Source organism: Rhodococcus sp. H36-A4 (assembly GCF_027158005.1).
Taxonomy (GTDB): domain Bacteria; phylum Actinomycetota; class Actinomycetes; order Mycobacteriales; family Mycobacteriaceae; genus Rhodococcoides.
Genome location: NZ_JAPVLQ010000004.1, coordinates 342,704 through 364,056 on the forward strand (window position 1 = coordinate 342,704; position 21,353 = coordinate 364,056).

Consider the following 21,353-nt stretch of genomic DNA (forward strand, 5'->3'; position numbering starts at 1 on the left):
AGGCCGGTTTTCCGGGCTCTGCTTGCTATTGGGTCGTCAAGTCGTCGGAAGCATAAATGGCGGCGATGAGGCGGTCGCCACCCAACTGTGGAGCAATACGCCCAGTCTTGATATGCAGGGTTACCAGTAAACCGCTGCATATTGGATCAGATGAATGAGGGCCCGGCTGCGCACCCTCTTTCGTAACCCACCTCAAACCCCATGCTCGCCAAAGGTTTCCGTCAAGATCTGAGCCGCCCGGCTGCCTCAAACGATGCTTCACCGACCGAAGGGGCGACGTGTGATCCCACCCTACCCGCAAAAAAGCCACTGCGACCGACCGTGACAGCTACGGTGATTTCGGATGCCACATGCGTCTCACGCCGATTCGACCCTGGCGATGCCGTTGCCGTCGTCGTCTATCGACCATACCCAGTCGTTCGACTCAGCGGAACACAGCCCCAGGCGGGCCATTTCGTCGGCAATCGGCTTGCAGGCTCGGAGGGTGCAGCGTGCTATCTCGAAGATCATGGCGGCGGGCATTGTGCGACCACACCACTTTGCCCCGCCATTCTCCATGTACTGGCGCAGTTCCTCAGCGTGCTTGTTGCGGTTCGGCTTTCCGTCGTTATGGACACCGCCAAGAGAGTTGGCCGCGACACGCAGCATGCTCTCAACGGAGTAAGCAAAGTCGTTCAGCATGAAGCCGACGTTGGCCTTGAGGAAGTCTTGACGCGACAGCTCTACTACCTGGTCACCCGGATTACCAGTGTCGCTGAGTTGGCCGGTCATGAGATCGAAGCGCAGGGCAATGGCGGTATCCACACGCTTGATTTCAGGACGCGACTCGTGAAGCTTCGCCCACGCTTCGTCCATCTGCTTCTTGAGCTCGGCCGGGATCGGAGTCGGTCCGGGCTTGACGACCCGGAACTTCGGCGCGAGGGATGTCGCGGCGCTCGCGGTGTCTAGAAGAGGCGGCTTATCCAGCAATATTGGCCGCAGCAGAGCGGAAACCTTCAACAGGTCGTACTCGCTGGGATTGGTCCTCAGCTTCTGATCCATGTCGATCAGTGTGTGAACGAAGAGGTGTTCAACTTTCATTGCCTAGTCTTCCTAATACTCCACCGAATGTTCGACATCAAGCGAGGGCCCCAAATTACTCTGAAATGACACCCTTGTCACTTCGAGGCATGACCTGCCGCAACTACACGGCTTCACGTCCGGTGAAGGTGTGCTTCGTTGTGGACCCAGGAGGATATGCAGAGATCGAATATGCAGGGTTACCAGAACCCTCTGTATGTGCTAAGTTCGGCGACTCTCGTCCAAGCGTCTGTGTACGTACGAAATCAGGGCGAACAGGTCGTAGAAGTCGGCCAGTAGCTCTTCAGTCCCTTCGCGTGTTTTGTGCGCCCTTGGGTTTCGATAGTGACCGTGTACTCCAATGAGCAGATTCTTAAATCCCTTGTGTTCACTAATTTCCGACGCCGTTCGATAAGGGTTAATAAACACGATCGGCGCAAGTGTGTTAGTCCCGAATGCAGCATCGTACAGCTCTTGACCATCTGTGGTCAGACCCGTTAGCGCGCGCACCCGATTCGGTGCACTTTTCGATGCTTCGCTCATTGCGTGGAACAAATCGTTGACGATCACTTCCTCCGCGCAGTAATTAAACAGTTCGGCGTGACAACCTCTTCGATACAACTCTGTTTGTAACTCCCCCGCCAGTCTCGCGGCCTCCGTGAGAGTGCTAGCTTTCGCGCCCGTAGACAGCCGGCCTTCTTCGTTGATCTTGTACCCGTATAGAACTAACACTCCGTTGAGCTGGTCGCGCAACTGCATCCACCTGCGTTGATCAGTTACGTACCGCGAGGGTCTCATCGCGCGAGCGACGAACCCTCCAAGGACGTTGCCGCATCCCTGCGAGACTTGGGTGTTGTGAAGCGTCAAATAAAGCCTCGTTCGTTTGTTCGGGCCAGGCTCTTGATCTGTGACGTTCACTAGCTGTAGCAGCGTATCTATGTCAGTTCCCGTCAGACCTGGATAGTCAGTCTGAGCCAAGATATTCGAGACTGCCTCAGTAAATTGAGGATCGAACACAGGGAGTCTCTTCAGGGATGGGGATGTCATGGCGAGATTGTCTCACTCCGTGCTGGAACAGAACCTATCCGAGGGCTGCCCGGATGACGAGGGAAAGGACGAGTGTGCACCCGTCGCGCGGCGGGTTGAGTTCAATTCTGAGTTTAGTGAGATTTCTGGTGCTGCGTCTATTCAGGTGCGATGTCTAGCATAAGTGGCGACACGGCGTCAGTCACTTCAGCCATCAGGCCCTCCCCAGTGCGACGGACGCGGCTTTCAATGACCAAAGTTCTGTGGTCGTGTGCCCAACCCCATGCTTGGTCCAAGACTCCAGCTGAGACGGGAACCGAAACGTGGGCACTACGTTTATTCCGCACCGTCTGCAGCGTGATCACCCCGGTTTCACCGTCCGGGTCGCGCTCGACCCTGCTTATTGGGCCGACGAACTGTTCTTCGGCGCGAGGTGATGGTACAGACCGCAACTTCACTGCTACCGACTTGATCCGTTGACTTGCTGCAGAGGGTATGGATACTGTGCCGAGATTCCGAGGTGCGGGCCCGCCGCTCGGCGCCCACTCGAAAGTACTACTAAATTCGTCAACTGCATCGTCAACCAGCAGACGCTGCAACGCTGCGGCGAATTGATGACTTACGCCCGCTCGTATTAGATCGTGCACGGCGTCCGAAGATGGTTCTCGCTCTGGTTGAACTGCAAGGATATCGAGGGCAGCAAGGGATTCGGCGAAGGTGCGCATCACCCGTCTCTGCATCGGCTCGGGTACAGCGGTCATCTGCAGTCCGTCGATATGCGGTTCATCCTTTGGAGGGTCGACATCCTCCGGTATTGGCAGATAGATCGGTATGATGTACGAGCCTCGACGGGTCTGAGCCATCCGCGCAGCTGCTAAAATTTCGTCCCCGTCACGGCGGTACCTACGTATGAAGGATTTTGGGCCGAGCGCGGTGGTCGCCGATGACCGAAACATCGTCCATCCTTCCTTCACCAGAGCGACGCCTGCTGCGTAGGGAATCGTATCCTTGATGACGATGTCGTTAGCAGCCCTTAGGTTGGCAATATCGACTGCGAATCCGTTCAGGCGAGCGAGTACGTCGATGACAGTCGATCGTTCGATCTGTGCCAAGCGATGAGTGATCGCAGACCAATCCAATCCTTCATCTTCGAGCTGGTTTGGTATTGGAAGCAGGTCGTGGGTCTCAACGTGGCGCCACAGACCGCCGAGTTGTCCAAGGTCGTCCGGCGGAAGCCATCCTGTAGCCGCAAGATAACGGACTAGTCGGCTATGAACTGAAGTCGTCACAGTCGGGCGGCCTTTCCCCATGCGCTCGTACCATCGAATTCGGCAGCCCAATCGTTGAAGGTGTCGGCCGTCAATCGATTCGCTCGCGGCACCCGCACGCTTTTTGCGGTGACTTGGTTAACCCTGATCCACTGTGCACGTGCGTACATTACTGTGTGTTGATCGTGATGTTCCAGCCATTCAGGTCCAACATCTCGTTCGAGCCGTACGTAGACCAGAAAGACCGGCAGCGTGCAGAGCGCCCATTTGCGTATCCAGTCATCCCTCAACGGAACCGTGATGCTTCCGTCCTTGTTTGGTTTCGTGGTGCCGGTCTTGATCTGGACTCGGACAGTTCCGGTTGCAAAGCTGATGTTGCCGTCAACAGCTAAGTAATCCTCGCCGGGTGAAAACTCCTCGTGAGCCACCCCGGCCTGTGTCAGCACCGATCGCATGTACATCACACCCATGCGTCCAATATGATCTGGACCGACGATCGATTGAACGTTGCTTGTCACCTGCGTGACCTTAGTTGCAATTTACGTAACCGTTGACGCAACAGAGTGTGAGTCGTGCTCAACCACAGCGTTGCCCCGTCACCCAGCAGCTAGATGAAGGTCCCTGACAGAACAACAGAGCCCAGTTGCTTTGGTGGACTTCGACCGTCCGACCAACCGAGATTGCGATCGGCACACCGGGGTGACTCGAAGCACCACTCCCAGACCAGATCGCCCCCAAACGCAGAAAGACCCTCCAACCAAGCGATAAAATCGCTGGTCAGAGGGCCTGTCACTGCTCCCCCGGCTGGACTCGAACCAGCAACCGTCCGATTAACAGTCGGAAGCTCTGCCAATTGAGCTACAGGGGATTACTTCGTGGCATCACACTCTCGTGTGCGCCGAGAGAAACCATAGCGCACACCCCCATGGGAGTACCAAATCGCCCTGGTGGAGCCGAGTCAGGCAGGATGGTGGGACGCGCGTAGAAGTAGGTGGAGTGGTGCCTACCTCGCTGACCGGCAAGACACTGATGACCAGCAACACTGTGGGAGGACTTTGATGATCCGTTTGGTTCTGGCTGCTGGAGCGGCGTACGTACTCGGAGCCAAGGCTGGTCGTGGTCGCTACGAGCAGATACGTAAGACAGCTGCGGCCGTCGCCGGCAGTCCAGCTACGAAGAAGGTTCTCGATGTGAGCAGGCAGAAGCTGTCGGATTCGTTGAATACGCAGCCGAAGCTCGAGCCCATGAAGACGATCGACGACGAATCGCAGCTGTACATCCCGCAGGATCAGCTCCGCAGGAAGTAGCTAGCCGGCGGCCGAATCGTCCTCCACGTTGCCGATGGCCTGCTCCAGCAGGCTTCGCCGGTACTGTTCGAGGGCGATGACGTCGCCGAGCAGTGCGTAGTACTCGTCCGGGTTGTCCTGCGGTGACATTCGTTGCATTTTCGATTTGAGTTCGGCGACCTGCTCACCGACCCACACTTCCTGCAGGCGCGCCATCACGCCGTTGGTGTAGCGGGTCAGCGCGATGTCGGCGACCGGTATGTGTTCGACGGCCAACTCCATGACGAGTGACTGCACGACAGGTCCCTCGGCACGTTTGGCGACGGCATCGACCCATTCTCCTCCGCCGAGCCCCGCAGCGGTGCCGCCCGCGGCTGTGACAGCCGCGCTGACGGCGGCGTAGGCGGGATGTGTGAATGTCTCCGGGGGCAGCGAATCGAACACGGACCCGGCGATCGACGGGTTCTGCAGCGCCGACTTGAGGGCTTCGCGCTGCGGCCACAGCGCGGGATCTCGCGGTTGCGGTCGCGGTGGGCCGGCCGGTGTCTCCGGCTTCGGCTCCTGACGCTTCTCGAACGGCACACGCTTGCTGTTGGCGTCTGCGCCGCCCCGAGCGATCCTCTTGGCTTCGTCCCGCACCCTGGCGAGCACCATCGCGGTGTCGTCCCAGCCGGTCCAGCCGGCGAGCTGGCGAGCGTACTCGTCACGCAAGGAGCCGTCCTTGATGCGGGCAACAACGGGAACCGTCCGCTTCAGAGCTTCGACGCGGCCCTCGGGGGTGTCCAGATCATGTTCGCTCAGCAGCGATTTGACGACGAACGCAAACATCGGTGTCCGACGCGCCACCAAATCCCGCACTGCAGGATCGCCGGATTTCTGGCGTAACTCACAGGGATCCATCCCGTCGGGGGCGATGGCGACGAACGTTTGCCCGGCGATCTTCTGATCACCCTCGAATGCCTTCATCGCGGCTGCTTTTCCTGCCGCGTCGCCGTCGAAGGTGTAGATGACCTCGCCGCGAAAGTAGCTGTCGTCCATCATGAGTCGACGCAGCATCGCCAGGTGGTCTTCACCGAATGCAGTGCCGCACGACGCGACGGCGGTCTTGACGCCGGCCAGGTGCATTGCCATGACGTCGGTGTAGCCCTCGACGATGACGGCCTGGTGCGACTTGGCGATGTCTTTGCGCGCCATGTCCAGACCGAACAACACCTGAGACTTCTTGTACAGCATGGTTTCCGGGGTGTTGATGTACTTGCCGGGCATGGTGTCGTCGTCGAAGAGCTTTCGCGCGCCGAAGCCGATGACGTCGCCGCTTTGACTGCGGATCGGCCACACCAGGCGGCGACGGAATCGGTCGATCGGGGTGCCGCGCTTGCCTGGCGTGGCCAGGCCGGCGTCGATGATTTCCTTGGCCTCGAAACCTTTGCTCAGCAGATGCTTGGTGAGGGTGTCCCAGCCGTCGGGGGCGTATCCACACCCATAGGTGAGTGCGGCTTGCCCGTCGAAGTCGCGTTCGGTGAGGTAGTCCTGCGCCGCCTGCGCGTCGGGCTCGCGGAGCCGTGCGGCGTAGAACTCCTGCGCGGCAGCGTTGGCCGCGATCAGCCGTGCGCGCGTGCCGCGATCCCGCTGAACCGACGGCCCGCCACCTTCGTAGGTGATGGAGTAGTTCAGCCGGTCTGCGAGCTGCTCGACGGCTTCCACGAACGAAATGTGCTCGATCTTCTGCAGGAACGAGTAGGCGTCACCGCCCTCGCCGCAGCCGAAGCAGTGATAGTGCCCATGGTTGGGGCGCACGTGGAACGACGGAGACTTCTCGTCGTGGAACGGGCACAGCCCCTTCATGGAATCGCCGCCCGCGCGCTTGAGCGAGACGTAGTCACCGACCACGTCCTCGATTCGAGTGCGTTCGCGGATGGCGGCTATGTCTCGTTCAGGAATTCGGCCGGCCACACCGGGCAGTCTAGTACCGCGGATCGGCTGCGAAGAATCAGATCAGCCCCAACTGGCCTGAGCGCCCAGGCTGCGCTTGTCGATCCGCTCGAGCCGACTTTCGGTGTACGACGCAATTTGATCGACGACGACTCGGGTGCGCTGCGCGTCGTCCTGGGCGCGGTGCCACGCCGGCACGAGAATCGGGTCCAACTCCCCCGGCGCCGAGCGCAACAACCATTGCGCGACGCGGTGGATTCGCTCCCGCTGCCGTTCCTGACGCATCTTGTGGCCGGCGTCGGACATCACGTACCGCAACGCCATCGTCTTCAGGAGCGCCACCTCCGAGGCGACGACGGCAGGGATGACCAGATCGGCGTCGTATCTCGACAGTGAACCGGTGCCCCACTTGTCGCGGGTGCCGTTGATCGCTGCGGTCGCGAATCGCCCGACCAGTTCGCTCGTGAGGTGCTTGAGCTTCACCGACGCTTCGAGTGTCCCGTCGAACCGACCGGCCGTCACGACAACCGGCATGCGCGAGAGTCGATCCGCAGCCTCGATCAGCTCGTTTACGTCGAGACCACGGAACTCCCTGATGCCGAGTTCGGCCAATGCGCGCTGTTCGGAACGATCGCCGAGGGCTCTGAGGTCGATTCTGGCGCCGATCACGCCATCTTCGACATCGTGGACCGAATACGCGACGTCGTCGGCCCAGTCCATGGCCTGTGCCTCCAGGCACTTACGCCGGTCCGGTGCCCCATCGCGAACCCAATCGAGGATCCGACCGTCGTCCTCGTACGCGCCGAACTTCGCTCCGGGCGACGGCCGCAGCCACGGATACTTGATCGCGGCATCGAGAGATGCGCGGGTGAGATTGAGGCCGACGCTGGTTCCGTCGGCGTCGAGGGTCTTCGGTTCCAGACCGGTTAGGATTCGTAGGTTCTGCGCGTTGCCCTCGAACCCGCCGCAGTTCTCGGCGACCTCGTCGAGCGCTCTCTCCCCGTTGTGCCCGTACGGCGGGTGACCGATGTCGTGTGCGAGCCCCGCCAGGTCCACCAGGTCCGGATCGGCGCCGAGTCCTTCGGCGATGCTGCGCCCGATCTGCGCCACCTCGAGCGAATGCGTCAATCGAGTACGCGGGGTATCTCCATCACGCGGCCCGGTGACCTGAGTTTTGTCGGCCAACCTCCGCAGCGCGGCGCTGTGCAGTACTCGTGCTCGGTCGCGCGCGAACGCGCTGCGGTGGGATGCATTCTCCTGCGCGCCGTCGAGCCCTGCCGTCTTACGCGGTTCCGCGACGAACCGTTCGAGGTCGTGATCGGTGTAGCAACTCACCGCTATTGCCCTGCCGTGTAGGAGAAGTCGGCGGTGAAGTGGGTGAGCTGATACCACAGCAGTGCGCCGGTCTCGCGAGCAATTCCGTGGGCCTGCGATTCCCTGGTGTACACCGCAGGGCCCGTCCTCGTCGGCGAGGTCCATGCGTCGAGGCCTGCGTCCCTGGCCATCGTGCGAGTGCGCAACGAATGCCACGGGTCACTGACCAGCACCACGGACGATCTTCCCTGTTCGCGGAGAGTATTGCTGACCGCCTCGATGCTTTCGAGAGTGTCCGAACCCTCCTCGACAGCAGTGATCTTGTCCGCGGGTACACCTTGCTCGATCAGATAGTTGCGCCCCGACGCGGCCTCGGTGAACAGGTCACCTTCCTGCTTGCCGCCGACGGTGACGATCTCGGGTGCCACACCCTGTTCGTACAGGGAGGCGGCCTGATCGAGGCGTGCCTCGAACACAGTCGACGGTGTACCCGAATACTGGGCCGCACCGAGAACCACGATCGCCTCGGCCGGGGAATTGTCGTCGATCCGCGCCACTTGCCAGACTCGAACGGCCGTGCCGCCGACGACGAGGAGACCCATCAGCACGACGCCCAGGATGAGCCGCGTCGTCCACCGGCCTAGCGTGCCGACGAATCCGAGCCGATCCCGATCGGATGGGCGCTGATCCAACGGTCGACCGTACGAATCCCCATCGGGTTCGCCGTACGGATTGCGGTCGAGAGTCGAGTTCACTCCTCGAGTTTGCCAGTCGCGCGCGATCGGGGTCGTATGGGCGCGCGGGAACTCGGCGTCGGTGATCAGAGCCAGCCGCGATCCAGGGCGATTCGAATCGCTTCGGCACGTGTGGTGGTGCCGGTCTTACCGATGGCCGCGGACAGATGATTGCGTACAGTCCCCTCGGACAGATGAAGCGTCGCCGCCATCCGCCCAGCCGTGCCACCTGCGACTGCTGCCCGGAGAACCTGCTGCTCACGCGAAGTCAACGGCGATACTCCGGCGGTCAGTGTCTCCGTGGCCAGCGTCGGATCGACGACGCGGAGGCCCATGTTCACGCGTCGGACCGCGTCGGCGAGCTGCCGAGCCGGGGTGTCCTTGACCACGAATCCGTCGGCGCCTGCGTCGAGGGCGCGTCGCAGATAGCCGGGGCGGCCGAAGGTTGTGACGATCAACACTCGACACGAGGGCACCTGGGTGCGTAGTTCCGCGGTGGCAGCGATCCCGTCGATACCCGGCATTTCCACATCGAGGAGCGCAACGTTTGGAGCGTGTTCCAGCGCCGCGGCAACGACCTGATCGCCGCGGCCGACTTCGGCCACTACCTCGAGATCGGATTCGAGCTCGAGCAGGGCCGCCAGAGCTCCGCGCACCAACGCTTGATCGTCGGCGAGCAACAGTCGAATTGTCATTGCGACATCACTTCCACGCGGAAACCACCGGATTCTCCGCTGCCGAGCACGAGGGTGCCGTTGGCAGCTTTCACTCGTTCACCGAGCCCACGAAGGCCATTGCCCCCGGAGTCCGCATCGGTAGCCATCCCGCGGCCGTCGTCGGACACGACGATCGACGTCGGATCGAGTGCGACGAAGCATCGTTGCGCCCCGCTGTGCCTGATGACGTTGGTGACGCCCTCACGCAATGCCCAGCCGAACAGTTCACGGTTGCGCAGAGGGACGTCGTCGGCGTCGGCAGGCAGGTCCGCTCCGATCCCCGCGGCGTCGAGCGCCGATCGTGCATTACCGAGCTCCACCGCGATGTCCACGCGGCGAGCACCGCTGACCGTGCTGCGTACGTCGCCGAGCGCTTCCCGAGCAAGTGCTTCGACCTGTGCGATCTCGACGGCGGCTCGCGCAGGGTCGAGGTCGATCAGACGTCCGGCCAGTTCGGCTTTGACCGTGATCACGGTGAGTGAGTGTCCGAGGATGTCGTGGACATCGCGTCCCATGCGTTCCCGTTCGGCAACGACGGCGAGGTCCGCCAATTGTTGTCGGGCTTCGGCGAGTTCGTGATTTCGCCGGAAGATCTGCGTAATACCCCAGGCGGCAAGGGCACTGACGATGAGTTGGAATCCGAAGAAGCTGTCCGGTTCCCAGTCCGGCACGAATCGCGGAAGGAGTTCGACGGATGCGAGCATCGCAGCAACGAGCGTGACGGACTGCACCGAAGGCAGGATCATCACGGCGATAACTGCGATGTAGATGGTCAGACCGAATGCGGTCGTCCCCAGCATCAGCGAGAGTAGGGCCGTGATCGCGAGCATCGCGGTGAGCGAACCCCATGCCAGCGCCGAGGACATCGGCCGATCGTGGCGGTGTCCTCGGCGAAATGCCCAGAACGTACCGAGAAAGAGCAGCGCGAACCCGATCACTAGTGTCAGACCGGCGACCCGAGCGAACCACGAGGGCTTGGCGAGTACCTCACCGATCGGATAGGCCAGGTAGATCAACCACGCTGCAGCGAAGATCGGCCCGAACCGCCAGAAGCGGTCGCCACCCTCCTGCGCCGGCTCATTCATGCTGCCTACGTTATCGGTGTCGGCAGCACGAGTGAGCGAAGAATCAGACACGTTGGGTATCGCGTCGGAACAGCACGGCCGCACCGACGATGAATACGCCTGCCCACACCACGAGATTGAGGACGGCGACCGCGAGGGTGGCGGCGCTGGGATCGGTGAAGGGAGCGCGTGCCACTGTGGCGAGCCCGTAGAGCGGGGTGAACTTGGAGACGAAAGGGAACCAGCCGCTGTCGGCCAGCGGCACGAAGAGCCCGCCTGCGAACGCGAGCACGGCGAGAACTGGGCCGAGTACCTGCATGACGTTCTCGGACGGCAGGAGGTATCCCATGAACAATCCGAAGGCCGCGAAGACCGAACTACCGAGCCATGCGATGACGCCCGTCGAGATCCACACCCAGATCGGCATATCGGCGCCGAAGACGGAAGCTACCGCGAACACGACGACAATGGAGGCCAGTCCCATGGTCATCGCCACTGCCATCTTGGTGACGATATAGGCGACCGGCTTCAACGGGGTCAAACGCAGTTGTCGACTCCATCCCTGTGCACGCTCGACGGAGACCATTGCGCCCCCGCTGGTTGCGGCGAGCATTGCCCCGTAGACGGCCATGCTGATGGCGATGAACGCGGTGACGTTGCCGTGTGCGAACGCGTAGTTCGACGAGTAATCCGACGCGGTCCCGAAGATGACGAAGAACACCGGCGGCATGACGAGGGTGAACAGCACCGTCCGACGGTTACGAATCAATCTCTTGATCTCCAGGCCGAGGAAGGTGGGGCTGAATCCACCGAGCTTCAGGGTCGGACGTGAAGTCGTGTGTGTTGCAGTCATATCGAACTCCCTGCGAGATCTGATGGATGGTCGGTGGTCAGTGCGAGAAATGCGTCTTCGAGTCCCCGAGAAACAATTTCGAGGTCGACGGCGTCGATGCCGAGTAAGTAGCGCGCGACGGCGTCCGAGTCCTGTCCGTGGACGATCACTCGATCTCCCCGCGTTTCCACTCGGTCGACCCCCGGAAGTGCCAGGAGTGCTCGCTGGTCGACGTCTACCGCCGTGGCAGACACGGTGCGACCCGATGCCAGGTTCTTGACCTCCGCGGCACTGCCGTCGGCGACGATCCGCCCGTGGCGAAGCAGCACGATGCGATCGGCGTAGGCATCGGCCTCGTCGAGATAGTGGGTAGCGAAGAGAACGGTGCGCCCGCTTCTCGCGTCGGTGCGAATGGCGTTCCAGAAATCACGCCGCCCCTCCACATCCACTCCGGTCGTCGGCTCGTCGAGGACGAGCAGATCGGGTTCGGGCAGAAGTGCCAATGCGAACCGCAGGCGTTGCTGCTCACCGCCCGAGCACTTCGCGACACGTCGGTCGGCGATGGCGGTGATTCCGGCGCGTTCGATGACCTCGTCGACCGGTTGTGTCCGCGGAAACAATGCAGCGGTGAGCCGGACCGTTTCGCGCACCGTGAGGTCTCTGAGCAGACCGCCGGACTGCATCACGGCCGAGACTCGCCCCGCGCTGATCGCGTCTGCGGGTGTCTCACCGAAGATGCTCACCGTCCCGGCGTCCGGTCGCACCAGACCGAGCATCATGTCGATGGTGGTCGTCTTCCCTGCGCCGTTGGGGCCGAGGAAGGCCACCACTTCCCCCGGTTCGATCCGCAGACTCACATCCGCGACGGCTCGAACATTTCCGAAAGATTTACTCAGGTGGTCCAGATGCACCGAAGGTGTCGTTGTCATGAGAACAACACTGCTCGCGTCGAGGGCGTCGAGCCTCTTCCGTGCGTCATGTTCTCGGCATGACATGTGTCATGGATTGGCCTCCCGGTAAGTTCGGTACCTATGGCAGTCGATCAGGCAGAGCACCGGCCCGCTTTCGTTGCGGTCCGGAGAGTTCTCGCATACAGCGCACTCACCACCGTCCTGGGATTCACCGCTTTGTTCGGCGCCGCGGGGACCGCCTCGGCCGAGCCTCCGTCGCGCCTCGACACGCAGATCACCGACGAAGTGCAGGTGCTCGACGAGCAGAGCACCGGAGATATTCAGGCCGCGATCGACGATCTCTACGACAACAGCCGTATCCGGCTCTGGGTTACTTTCGTCTCCGATTTCGACAACTTGTCCTCCGAGAGCTGGGCAGAACAGACGTACACCGCGAGCGATTTCGGACAGCGCGACGTACTTCTTGCAGTGGCGACGGACGGCCGGGCGTACTACCTCGGCGTCGACAAGTCCTTGACGGAGATCACCGCGGCGGAGCAAGAGTCGATCCGCGTCGATCAGATCGAGCCGGCGTTGGCACAGCGAGATTGGTCCGGTGCGGCCATCTCCACTGCAGGAAGCCTCGACGAGGCCTACACCTCCTCCGGCTCGGACGGGTCCGGTACACCGTGGCTGATCGGTGCGGGCGCAGTACTCGTCGCCGGCGGCGGAGCCGTCGCCTACTCCTCTCGGCGAAAAAAGAAGCTACACAAGGCGAGCATCGAAGCAGCGCACACCATCGATCCGACCGATACTGCGGCACTCAGCGCGCTTCCGCTCGATGTACTCGATGCTCGCGCCCATTCGATGCTCGTGGAGACGGACAACGCCGTGCGCGCAAGCGAGGAAGAGTTGACCATCGCGCGATCGGAGTTCGGCGATCGAACTGCAGCACCCTTCATCAGTGCATACGAGGAAGCAAAAAAAGCACTCGCTTCCGCGTTCGAAATGCGGCAGCGTCTCGACGACGCCATTCCGGAAACGCCGGATCAACGACGCTCCATGCTCATTCATATCATTTCCTCGTGCGGCCGAGCCGATCACGAACTCGACTCTCGCGTAGCGGAATTCGAATCGATGCGAGATCTGCTCATCAACGCCGGTTCGACGTTGGATTCGCTGACTCAGACCGTTGTCGGCTTGACCGTCCGAATCCCAGAATCGCAGCAGATTCTCGAACAATTGCGCACCGAATTTGCGCCGGCTGCGCTCGCATCGATCGAAGCCAACGTCGATATGGCTCGCGAGGCAATCGAACTCGCCGAGTCGAACATCGCCGTCGGCCGAGAGGCAGCTGCACGACCCGCGGGCAAACAGGGCGAACTGGTCTCTGCCGTCCGAACCGCAGAAAAAGCAGCCGAACAGGCACGGGCATTGCTCGACGCAGTCGACCACGCGCAGAGCGATATCCGCAATGCGATAGCGACTCTTCCGGCCGCCATCGAAGAGGTGCGTAAAGACATCGCCGATGCCGCAACGCTCAGTCGGCACGGTGGGCCCGATTTGGACAAGGCGCGCGCAGCGGCCGAACAGGCACTGCGCAACGCCGAGGCGTCGCAGGCGTCGGATCCGCTCGGAAGCTACAACCAACTGGTTGCTGCGGATCAACAACTGGATGCAACGATCGAAGACGCAACCGAGGTGAAGGAGCAGGAGGAGCTTCTGCGCGCCCGACTCGCGCGTGACATCGGCGGAGCTCAGTCGCAGATCACCGCCGCCAAGGACTACATATCGACCAGACGCGGCGGCGTCGGAGCCGAAGCGCGAACCCGCCTCGCCGAGTCGGAACGTCATTTCGAGGCTTCTCGCCAGCTGGAATCCTCGGACCCGGCGAAGGCGCTCCAGCATGCTCAGGCCGCAGCACAATTGGCCACGCAGGCATCTCAGAGCGCGCAGGCCGACGTCCGAGACTGGGAGGATCGCAATCGCCCACGCGGCGGCGGTGGCGGGGGAAATGTCGCCGGCGCGGTCCTCGGCGGAATCCTCATCAACAGCGTCCTACGCGGCGGTGGCGGCGGTTTCGGTGGAGGTGGCTTCGGCGGGGGCGGAGGCTTCGGGGGCGGCGGAGGTGGCGGCGGCGGTTTCGGTGGAGGCGGCGGCCGGTTCTAGGCCGGTGTGCGCATCCGGTCGGTGAAGAAGTTCGAACCTGTGTCGAGGTGACCGAACACGACGTTCGGTCACCTCGACTCTGGCGTTCTAGGCTCCGAGCAACCGCTGCGCGAGGTAGCCCTCGACCTGATCGAGAGCGACCCGCTCCTGCGCCATCGTGTCGCGCTCGCGGATGGTGACGGCGTGGTCGTCGAGGGTGTCGAAGTCGACGGTGATGCAGAACGGCGTACCGATCTCGTCCTGGCGACGGTATCGACGGCCGATGGCTCCGGCGTCGTCGAATTCCACGTTCCAGTACTGACGCAATTGCTGTGCCAGATCCTTCGCCTTCGGCGTCAGATCGGCATTACGCGAGAGCGGCAGAACGGCAACCTTGACCGGCGCGAGGCGGCGGTCGAGCTTGAGTACGACGCGCTTGTCGACGCCGCCCTTGGCGTTGGGTGCCTCGTCCTCGGAGTACGCGTCGACGAGGAACGCCATCAGGGAACGAGTCAGACCGGCCGCCGGCTCGATGACGTACGGCGTGTAGCGGGTGTCGGTTGCCTGCTCGTAGTAGCTCAAGTCCTGGCCGGATACCTTCGAGTGCACCGAGAGGTCGTAGTCGGTGCGGTTGGCAACGCCCTCGAGCTCGCCCCAGGCGCTTCCCTGGAAGCCGAAGCGGTACTCGATGTCGACGGTGCGCTTGGAGTAGTGCGAGAGCTTCTCCTTGGCATGCTCGTACAGGCGCAGGTTCTCCGGATCGATACCGAGGTCGGTGTACCACTTCATCCGGTAGTCGATCCAGTACTCGTGCCACTCCTCGTCCTCGCCGGGCTTGACGAAGAATTCCATCTCCATCTGCTCGAACTCGCGAGTGCGGAAGATGAAGTTTCCGGGGGTGATTTCGTTGCGGAAACTCTTGCCGATCTGGCCGATGCCGAACGGTGGCTTTTTGCGCGAGGTCGTCAGCACGTTCGCGAAGTTCACGAAGATGCCCTGAGCGGTCTCGGGCCGCAGGTAGTGCAGCCCTTCCTCGTTATCGACCGGCCCGAGGAACGTCTTGAGCAGGCCCGAAAACGCGCGCGGTTCGGTCCACTGGCCCGGGTCGCCGGTCTCGGGATCGCGGATATCGGCGAGGCCGTTCTCCGGTGGATGCCCGTGCTTCTCCTCGTACGCTTCGAGAAGGTGATCGGCGCGGTAGCGCTTGTGGGTGATCAGCGATTCGACGAGCGGGTCACTGAAAGTCTCGACGTGACCCGACGCTTCCCAGACCTGACGCGGCAGAATTACCGAAGAGTCGAGGCCGACGGTGTCTTCGCGGCTGGTGACCATGTTTCGCCACCACTGCTTCTTGATGTTCTCTTTGAGCTCGACGCCCAGCGGGCCGTAGTCCCAGGCAGACTTGGTACCGCCGTAGATCTCGCCGCAGGGGTATACGAGACCTCGACGCTTGGCGAGGTTGGCGACGGTGTCGACTTTGGACTTGGGTGCCACTGGCGGAGCTCTCCATCTTCGGTGTTCGAGGGGGTCGTTGCAGGCGCTTGGCCTCGCGCCAGCCTATCGGTCGGGCGGCGTATCTCCGAACGGTCCCCATTTGGTTTGACATGCATACTCCTGCATATCAAAATGGAAGTGATTTGCATTAACACCAAGTGCGTGGGCCTGACACCGACGAAAGACGTTCGAAACGTAGGGAGATCCTCTTGGCAACGATAGAGACGAACCCGTCACACCGGAGCGGTGATGCTGCCGACGATTCCCCATCTCAGGCTCTCGACGACCATTCCCACGACCCGTTCGCATCTTCTCCCCCGGCACCGATTCCGCCGAAGGAAACCCTCGCAGCCGCAGGCGACATCCTGCGCGCTCTCGCTGCACCGGTACGTATCGCGATCGTGCTTCAACTACGCGAATCGGAGCGCTGCGTACACGAGCTGGTCGGCGCCCTCGGCGTCACCCAACCGTTGATCAGCCAGCACCTGCGCGTTCTCAAGGCTGCTGGAGTCGTCCGCGGTGAGCGCAACGGCCGCGAAGTTCTCTACCGTCTCGTCGACGACCATCTGTCTCACATCGTCGTCGACGCCGTCGCACATGCCGAGGAAGGCTGAAAACACCCATGACCGACAGTTCGTCGACCGATACTGCCCGTCCCCGAAAGCCCGTCGTTGCCGGAGTGCGGGCCACCAAACAGCGGAGCGCGATCTCCGACCTGCTGGACAGCATCGAGGAGTTCCGATCCGCTCAGGATCTGCACGACGAACTCCGCAAGCGCGGAGAAGGCATCGGCCTCACCACCGTCTACCGCACGTTGCAGACCCTCGCCGACGCAGGCACCGTGGACGTTCTTCGCCTCGACACCGGCGAATCGGTGTACCGGCGATGCTCGTCCGGGCACCACCACCATCTGGTATGCCGGCTCTGTGGCTACACCGTGGAGGTCGAGGGCGTAGACGTAGAGAAATGGTCGCAGGATGTCGCCGAGGACAACGGGTTCAGCGAGGTCAGCCACACGGTCGAAATTTTCGGCACCTGCAGCGAATGCCGAGCCAATTCCTAGCTCAGCCCTTCACAAGTAAGCCTCAGGGCAAGAGCCCTACCCGTGCCTTCTCGACGCCTGCGAGCACGAGAACCAGCATCGTCATCAGCGGTTCGTCGTCGAGGCCGCTGGCCGGGAACGTGTACCGCAGCAGTACGTCGGCCATCTTTCCGTTGACATTGACCGAGATCGAGCCGAACTGCGACTCGGCGTTTCGGTCTGCGACCTTCTTGTGCAGCGAGGCCTTCACCGGGCGATCCCACGCCAGAACCGCGGTCAGAGAAAGCACTTCGAGGCCCGGCGACAGCACGAGCGAACGCAACGAGCACAAGGCACCCGCGTAGTCGAACCCCAGCGACCCCTCGTCTGCCACTGTGACGGTAGCGAACTGGGTAAGCGCAATCTGGGCGCGGGATTGCAGGGACAACTGTTCACTCATACTTGACTCCACCGAATCTGCGGTCTCTGGAAGCGAATTCGACACATGCCGCCCACAGATCCCGGCGGTCGAAGTCCGGGAACAGCTTCTTTTGAAAGACGAACTCCGCGTAGGCCGATTGCCACAGCAGGAAGTTGGAAGTGCGCTGCTCACCGGACGGCCGCAGAAACAGGTCGACGTCGGGCATGTCGGGCTCGTCGAGATACTTCGCGACGGTCGCTTCGGTGATCTTCTCCGGATCGAGTTTTCCCTGTGCGACCAGCCGCGCTATTTCCTTTGTCGCGTCGGCGATTTCGGCCCGTCCGCCATAGTTGACACACATCGTCAGCGTCATGACGGTGTTGTGCTTCGTCAACTCCTCGGCGACCTCGAGCTCCTTGATCACACTGCGCCACAGACGAGGTCGACGGCCGGCCCACCGAACACGAACGCCCATCTCGTTCATTTCGTCGCGCCGACGCCGAATGACGTCGCGGTTGAATCCCATCAGGAATTTCACCTCGTCGGGACTACGCTTCCAGTTCTCCGTCGAGAACGCATAGGCCGAGAGCCATTTCACGCCGATGTCGATGCAGCCACTGACCGTATCCATGAGCACGGCCTCGCCGCGCTCGTGTCCCGCGGTACGCGGCAGGCCTCGGTCCTGCGCCCACCGACCGTTGCCGTCCATGACCAACGCGACATGTTGTGGGATCAACTCGGGTTGCAGGATCGGCGGCCGGGCGCCCGACGAGTGCGGGTCCGGTGGGCGTACAGCGATCTCCTCGTCAGGCCGGGTACGCGGTTCGCGTCGTCGAATCACGATCTTCATCCTGCCCGACGGTGGATATTCGGACCGACTCAGCCTCGGCCTGATGCGGCTTCGATCGTTCGATCAGGGGCAACGTCCGCAACTGACGCTCGAGATGCCATTGCAGATGTGCGGCAACTAGGCCACTCGTCTGACTACGCACGACAGCCGACGTCGTCTCGGTGTAGACCCACTCACCACGCTCGAGGGCAATCATCAGGTCGAGTACACCGGCCATCGGGGTCGCCGCCCCGGGCGGCCTGCAGTGAACGCAGACGGAGCCGCCGGCCGCGACATGGAACGCCCGATGTGGGCCGGGAGCGGCGCACCGGGCGCACTCGGTCAACGACGGCGCCCACCCGGCGTACCCCATTGCACGCAGCAGGAAGGCGTCGAGGATCAGTTCCGGTGGCCGCGCCCTGTCACTGAGTGCACGCAGGGCTCCGACCGTCAGTTGATGCAGACGCCTCGCTGGCGCGTGCTCCTCGCCTGCGAGACGCTCGGCGGTCTCCAACACCGCGCACGCGGTGGTGTAGCAACCGTAGTCCGAGACGATGTCTCCACCGAAGGCATTGACCGTGTGGACCTGGGTGATGATGTCGAGGTTACGACCGGGATGAAGTTGCACGTCGATGTGTGCAAACGGTTCCAGGCGAGCACCGAACTTCGAGGTGGTGCGCCGCACGCCTTTCGCCACCGCACGGACGATTCCGTTGTCTCGGGTCAGGAGCGTGACAATCCGATCGGCCTCGCCCAGCTTGTGCTGGCGCAGCACGACTGCGTTGTCCCGATAGAGCCTCACGTCCTCCATACTCCCACGCTGGTCCGGCGCTTCCCATCTCCCTCGCGCAGGTTCGATACTGTGCCAGCGTGGACTTTTCTCGCGCGACCCTCGTCGAACAGGCCGCAGCACTCGCAGCAGGCCGCATCACATCAGTTCAGGCCGTCACCGAGTCGCTGGACCGGATCGAGAAGAGTCAGCCATCTCTCAATGCGTTCCGCATCGTGCGACGTGACGCCGCACTGCGGGAGGCCTCGGAGGCCGATCGACTACGTGCAACAGGGCACACTGCTCCCCTGCTGGGCGTGCCGATCGCGGTCAAGGACGACGTGGATGTCACTGGTGAACCGACGGCCTTCGGATGTGCCGGGGAGTTCCCGCGGGCAACCGTCGATTCGGAGGTGGTGCGCAGACTTCGCGACGCCGGTGCCGTCATCGTCGGTAAAACGAATAGTCCAGAACTCGGACAGTGGCCGCTCACCGGTGGAAGCGCGTTCGGGCACACTCGAAATCCCTGGAGTCGCACGCACACGCCCGGCGGTTCGTCCGGCGGGAGTTCGGCGGCGGTTGCCGCCGAATTGGTCTCGGCTGCGCTGGGTTCCGATGGTGCGGGCTCGGTGCGCATTCCGGCGTCGTGGACCAATCTCGTCGGAATCAAACCGCAGCGTGAACGCATCTCGACGTGGCCCCAGCCCGAGGCCTTCAACGGCATCACCGTCATCGGCCCGCTGGCGCGGACCGTCGCTGATGCGGCACTTCTGCTCGATATCGTCTCGGGTAGTCACGACGGCGATGTGCACAAGCCCGCTCCGTTGCAGGTCTCGGACGCGGTCGGTCGCAATCCAGGCCCGCTCAGGATCGCGCTGAGCCTGCGCAAGCCGTTCATTCCGACACCCTCGAAACTGGACCCCGAGATCTCGGCGGCGGCCTACGAGATGGCAGCGGTGCTGCGGTCATTGGGCCATCACGTCGTCGTTGACGATCCGAAATACGGAATTACGTTGGGGCTCAATTTCCTTCCCCGTTCACTGGCCGGAGTGGCAGCCTGGCTCGATCAGCTCCCGGATGCGTCGCTGGCCGATCCGCGGACCCGCGCCAACGCAAAACACGGGCGCGCCCTCTCCGGCGCCCCGCTGCGCGCAGCGCGCGCCGCGGAACCGCGGATCCGGCGTCGTATCGGCCGAATATTCGACGAATACGACATCGTGCTGGCTCCGACGACGGCTACTCCACCGCCGCTGATCGAAGCAATCGACGACAAAACCAACAGCGAGACCGACCGCATCATCACCGAACACTGTCCCTACACCTGGCCGTGGAACGTTCTTGGATGGCCGAGTGTGAACATCCCGGCCGGCTTCACCACGAACGGCCTGCCGATCGGTCTGCAATTGATGGGCCACGAATCCTCGGAACCGCTGCTGGTCTCCGTTGCCGCACAACTGGAGAACGTGCTGCAATGGCACCTCGAGCGACCCGAACAGTGGTGGTGAGCGGCACCGTCGACCTACTCCCACTTCATCTGCCACGGACGAAGACACACCCACCCAACCGGAGTTGAGTCGACGGGGTGAGGCCGACAAAATTGTCCGTGGTTCTGGCCCGGGAGGCTCGCCACGCGCGAACCGAAGCAGATGGCTGGTTCGAGAGAACCTCACCAGGCAGGACGTTTCGGCGGGTGATCGAAGAGATCGTGGCAATCGAACTCTTCGATCGTGCAATGACGCTCGCCGCCAAGATCTTCACGTCGGTTCTCCCCGTTATCATTGCCGCCACGATGTTCTCCGGTTGGGACCTGGTAGCCCACGGAATAGACGATCAGTTCGGATTCAATCCTGCCTCGGGGCCCGGCGGAAGTGGTGGACTCCAGGCGACGGATCCGTCGTTTGCGACCTTCGGCGTAGTGGGGCTGTTGATGATCGTCATCAGCGGCACCTCGTTCGCTCGCACCCTCACCCGGATCTACGGGAAAATCTGGAACATGCCGCCGAGCGGTCTGAATCATGCCTGGCGGTGGATGGTGGTCCTGTTCATAGTCGCCATGTCGGTACCGCTGCTCGGAATCGCCCGCTCGGTTGCCGAGCTCAGGTTCGTCGGCAGACCCCTGGCACTCTTGGTGGAGTTCGCCGTATGGCTGTTCGTGTGGGTACTCACCCCGCATCTGCTCACAGGAGGCTGGGTATCCGGCCGAGTGCTGTGGGCGACCGGTGCTCTCACCGCGGCGGGGCTCACTGCTTTTCGCGCCGGAGGACGCGTCGTCCTCCCCCGAATCACCGAGACAGCAGAAGCACAATTCGGCCAGTGGGGTCTGGTATTCACTTCGATCAGCTGGCTGTTCGGATATTCCGTCATCATCGTCGGTGCCGCTGCTGTCACCAAAGCTCTTGCCCTCGACGAAGGACCGATCGGCCGGGTTCTTCGTGGTCCGGAACCCGCGCTGGTTCCCGAGTCCACCGATCGCTCGACCCCGGGCGATCCGTGAAGGTAGGTGCGGGCAAATTCGCCCATGGTGGGCGACGCGCGCAGCGGGCACCTGGC

The 21,353-nt window shown here is 62.4% G+C and carries 21 protein-coding genes and 1 tRNA gene; 6 read left to right on the forward strand and 16 right to left on the reverse strand.

Translation table 11 applies throughout. From position 1 onward, the window contains the following. Nucleotides 1–357: 357 nt before the first annotated feature. From O1W68_RS13445 to O1W68_RS13465, 5 genes are all read right to left on the reverse strand, one after another. Nucleotides 358–1,080, reverse strand: a complete 723-nt coding sequence (locus O1W68_RS13445) for a hypothetical protein (RefSeq protein WP_269304238.1) — start codon at nucleotides 1,078–1,080, stop codon at nucleotides 358–360. A gap of 201 nt (nucleotides 1,081–1,281) precedes the next feature. Further along, nucleotides 1,282–1,812: a TIGR02391 family protein gene (locus O1W68_RS13450; RefSeq protein ID WP_331283586.1), complete on the reverse strand. Its 531-nt coding sequence runs from the start codon at nucleotides 1,810–1,812 to the stop codon at nucleotides 1,282–1,284. A gap of 431 nt (nucleotides 1,813–2,243) precedes the next feature. Then, the gene (locus tag O1W68_RS13455) at nucleotides 2,244–3,374 is read right to left on the reverse strand and encodes a hypothetical protein (RefSeq protein ID WP_269304241.1); all 1,131 of its coding nucleotides are present in this window, start codon (nucleotides 3,372–3,374) and stop codon (nucleotides 2,244–2,246) included. Beyond that, nucleotides 3,371–3,871, reverse strand: a complete 501-nt coding sequence (locus O1W68_RS13460) for a DUF4365 domain-containing protein (protein ID WP_269304243.1) — start codon at nucleotides 3,869–3,871, stop codon at nucleotides 3,371–3,373. Before O1W68_RS13460 ends, O1W68_RS13455 begins: the two co-directional genes overlap by 4 nt. A 277-nt stretch (nucleotides 3,872–4,148) precedes the next feature. Further along, nucleotides 4,149–4,221: transfer RNA gene (locus tag O1W68_RS13465), tRNA-Asn, on the reverse strand. Between the two features lie 190 nt (nucleotides 4,222–4,411). Between O1W68_RS13465 and O1W68_RS13470 the strand changes: the two genes are divergently transcribed. Further along, nucleotides 4,412–4,660: a hypothetical protein gene (locus O1W68_RS13470; RefSeq protein ID WP_088944798.1), complete on the forward strand. Its 249-nt coding sequence runs from the start codon at nucleotides 4,412–4,414 to the stop codon at nucleotides 4,658–4,660. On the opposite strand, the gene dnaG is transcribed toward O1W68_RS13470, so the two are convergent. The 7 genes from dnaG to O1W68_RS13505 all read right to left on the reverse strand — a co-directional run bounded on the left by dnaG (nucleotide 4,661) and on the right by O1W68_RS13505 (nucleotide 12,160). After that, nucleotides 4,661–6,592, reverse strand: a complete 1,932-nt coding sequence (gene dnaG / locus O1W68_RS13475; protein ID WP_269304248.1) for a DNA primase — start codon at nucleotides 6,590–6,592, stop codon at nucleotides 4,661–4,663. It abuts the gene before it with no gap. 42 nt (nucleotides 6,593–6,634) lie between these two features. After that, nucleotides 6,635–7,912 carry a deoxyguanosinetriphosphate triphosphohydrolase gene (locus tag O1W68_RS13480; RefSeq protein WP_269304546.1) on the reverse strand — a complete coding sequence of 426 codons (1,278 nt, stop codon included), beginning with the start codon at nucleotides 7,910–7,912 and terminating at the stop codon, nucleotides 6,635–6,637. Next, nucleotides 7,909–8,640 carry a YdcF family protein gene (locus O1W68_RS13485; RefSeq protein WP_269304249.1) on the reverse strand — a complete coding sequence of 244 codons (732 nt, stop codon included), beginning with the start codon at nucleotides 8,638–8,640 and terminating at the stop codon, nucleotides 7,909–7,911. The genes O1W68_RS13480 and O1W68_RS13485 overlap by 4 nt, the downstream gene beginning before the upstream one ends. A gap of 65 nt (nucleotides 8,641–8,705) precedes the next feature. Then, a complete protein-coding gene (locus tag O1W68_RS13490; RefSeq protein WP_269304251.1) occupies nucleotides 8,706–9,314 on the reverse strand; it encodes a response regulator transcription factor in 609 nt (202 codons plus the stop codon). After that, nucleotides 9,311–10,420: a sensor histidine kinase gene (locus O1W68_RS13495; protein ID WP_269304253.1), complete on the reverse strand. Its 1,110-nt coding sequence runs from the start codon at nucleotides 10,418–10,420 to the stop codon at nucleotides 9,311–9,313. The genes O1W68_RS13490 and O1W68_RS13495 overlap by 4 nt, the downstream gene beginning before the upstream one ends. 43 nt (nucleotides 10,421–10,463) lie before the next feature. Then, nucleotides 10,464–11,252: an ABC transporter permease gene (locus tag O1W68_RS13500; protein ID WP_269304256.1), complete on the reverse strand. Its 789-nt coding sequence runs from the start codon at nucleotides 11,250–11,252 to the stop codon at nucleotides 10,464–10,466. Further along, nucleotides 11,249–12,160, reverse strand: coding sequence for an ABC transporter ATP-binding protein (locus O1W68_RS13505; protein ID WP_269304258.1), 912 nt, complete (start codon nucleotides 12,158–12,160; stop codon nucleotides 11,249–11,251). The genes O1W68_RS13500 and O1W68_RS13505 overlap by 4 nt, the downstream gene beginning before the upstream one ends. A 102-nt stretch (nucleotides 12,161–12,262) precedes the next feature. Here O1W68_RS13505 and O1W68_RS13510 point away from each other — a divergent pair, with 102 nt between their 5' ends. Further along, on the forward strand, nucleotides 12,263–14,290 hold the full coding sequence (locus O1W68_RS13510) for a TPM domain-containing protein (protein ID WP_269304259.1): 2,028 nt from the start codon (nucleotides 12,263–12,265) through the stop codon (nucleotides 14,288–14,290). A gap of 87 nt (nucleotides 14,291–14,377) precedes the next feature. On the opposite strand, the gene O1W68_RS13515 is transcribed toward O1W68_RS13510, so the two are convergent. Next, nucleotides 14,378–15,763 carry a glycine--tRNA ligase gene (locus O1W68_RS13515; RefSeq protein ID WP_136171884.1) on the reverse strand — a complete coding sequence of 462 codons (1,386 nt, stop codon included), beginning with the start codon at nucleotides 15,761–15,763 and terminating at the stop codon, nucleotides 14,378–14,380. A 326-nt stretch (nucleotides 15,764–16,089) separates the two neighbouring features. Between O1W68_RS13515 and O1W68_RS13520 the strand changes: the two genes are divergently transcribed. Beyond that, the gene (locus O1W68_RS13520; protein ID WP_136172813.1) at nucleotides 16,090–16,377 is read left to right on the forward strand and encodes an ArsR/SmtB family transcription factor; all 288 of its coding nucleotides are present in this window, start codon (nucleotides 16,090–16,092) and stop codon (nucleotides 16,375–16,377) included. 8 nt (nucleotides 16,378–16,385) lie between these two features. After that, nucleotides 16,386–16,826 (forward strand): Fur family transcriptional regulator, encoded by a 441-nt coding sequence (locus O1W68_RS13525; protein ID WP_269304263.1) that lies wholly within the window; start codon nucleotides 16,386–16,388, stop codon nucleotides 16,824–16,826. A gap of 22 nt (nucleotides 16,827–16,848) precedes the next feature. Here O1W68_RS13525 and O1W68_RS13530 read toward each other — a convergent pair whose 3' ends face one another. From O1W68_RS13530 to recO, 3 genes are read right to left on the reverse strand one after another with little or no spacing between them, the layout of a single operon-like run. Continuing rightward, nucleotides 16,849–17,244, reverse strand: a complete 396-nt coding sequence (locus O1W68_RS13530) for a hypothetical protein (RefSeq protein ID WP_269304265.1) — start codon at nucleotides 17,242–17,244, stop codon at nucleotides 16,849–16,851. Beyond that, entirely contained in the window at nucleotides 17,237–18,055 is an 819-nt protein-coding gene (locus O1W68_RS13535) for an isoprenyl transferase (protein WP_269304266.1), read from the reverse strand. The genes O1W68_RS13530 and O1W68_RS13535 overlap by 8 nt, the downstream gene beginning before the upstream one ends. Next, entirely contained in the window at nucleotides 18,012–18,836 is an 825-nt protein-coding gene (gene recO, locus O1W68_RS13540; protein ID WP_269304551.1) for a DNA repair protein RecO, read from the reverse strand. The genes O1W68_RS13535 and recO overlap by 44 nt, the downstream gene beginning before the upstream one ends. A 68-nt stretch (nucleotides 18,837–18,904) precedes the next feature. Here recO and O1W68_RS13545 point away from each other — a divergent pair, with 68 nt between their 5' ends. Further along, nucleotides 18,905–20,308 carry an amidase gene (locus tag O1W68_RS13545; protein ID WP_269304268.1) on the forward strand — a complete coding sequence of 468 codons (1,404 nt, stop codon included), beginning with the start codon at nucleotides 18,905–18,907 and terminating at the stop codon, nucleotides 20,306–20,308. Nucleotides 20,309–20,406: 98 nt separating this feature from the next. Next, nucleotides 20,407–21,297: a hypothetical protein gene (locus O1W68_RS13550; RefSeq protein ID WP_269304553.1), complete on the forward strand. Its 891-nt coding sequence runs from the start codon at nucleotides 20,407–20,409 to the stop codon at nucleotides 21,295–21,297. Nucleotides 21,298–21,353 lie beyond the last annotated feature (56 nt).

What these genes read in the sequence shown, in the direction of transcription:
- O1W68_RS13445 (WP_269304238.1), bottom strand. Translation starts at nt 1,080, where the DNA reads ATGAAAGTTGAACACCTCTTCGTTCACACACTGATCGACATGGATCAG.
- O1W68_RS13470 (WP_088944798.1), top strand. Translation starts at nt 4,412, where the DNA reads ATGATCCGTTTGGTTCTGGCTGCTGGAGCGGCGTACGTACTCGGAGCC.
- O1W68_RS13490 (WP_269304251.1), bottom strand. Translation starts at nt 9,314, where the DNA reads ATGACAATTCGACTGTTGCTCGCCGACGATCAAGCGTTGGTGCGCGGA.
- O1W68_RS13495 (WP_269304253.1), bottom strand. Translation starts at nt 10,420, where the DNA reads ATGAATGAGCCGGCGCAGGAGGGTGGCGACCGCTTCTGGCGGTTCGGG.
- O1W68_RS13500 (WP_269304256.1), bottom strand. Translation starts at nt 11,252, where the DNA reads ATGACTGCAACACACACGACTTCACGTCCGACCCTGAAGCTCGGTGGA.
- O1W68_RS13505 (WP_269304258.1), bottom strand. Translation starts at nt 12,160, where the DNA reads ATGACAACGACACCTTCGGTGCATCTGGACCACCTGAGTAAATCTTTC.
- O1W68_RS13510 (WP_269304259.1), top strand. Translation starts at nt 12,263, where the DNA reads ATGGCAGTCGATCAGGCAGAGCACCGGCCCGCTTTCGTTGCGGTCCGG.
- O1W68_RS13525 (WP_269304263.1), top strand. Translation starts at nt 16,386, where the DNA reads ATGACCGACAGTTCGTCGACCGATACTGCCCGTCCCCGAAAGCCCGTC.
- O1W68_RS13530 (WP_269304265.1), bottom strand. Translation starts at nt 17,244, where the DNA reads ATGAGTGAACAGTTGTCCCTGCAATCCCGCGCCCAGATTGCGCTTACC.
- O1W68_RS13535 (WP_269304266.1), bottom strand. Translation starts at nt 18,055, where the DNA reads ATGAAGATCGTGATTCGACGACGCGAACCGCGTACCCGGCCTGACGAG.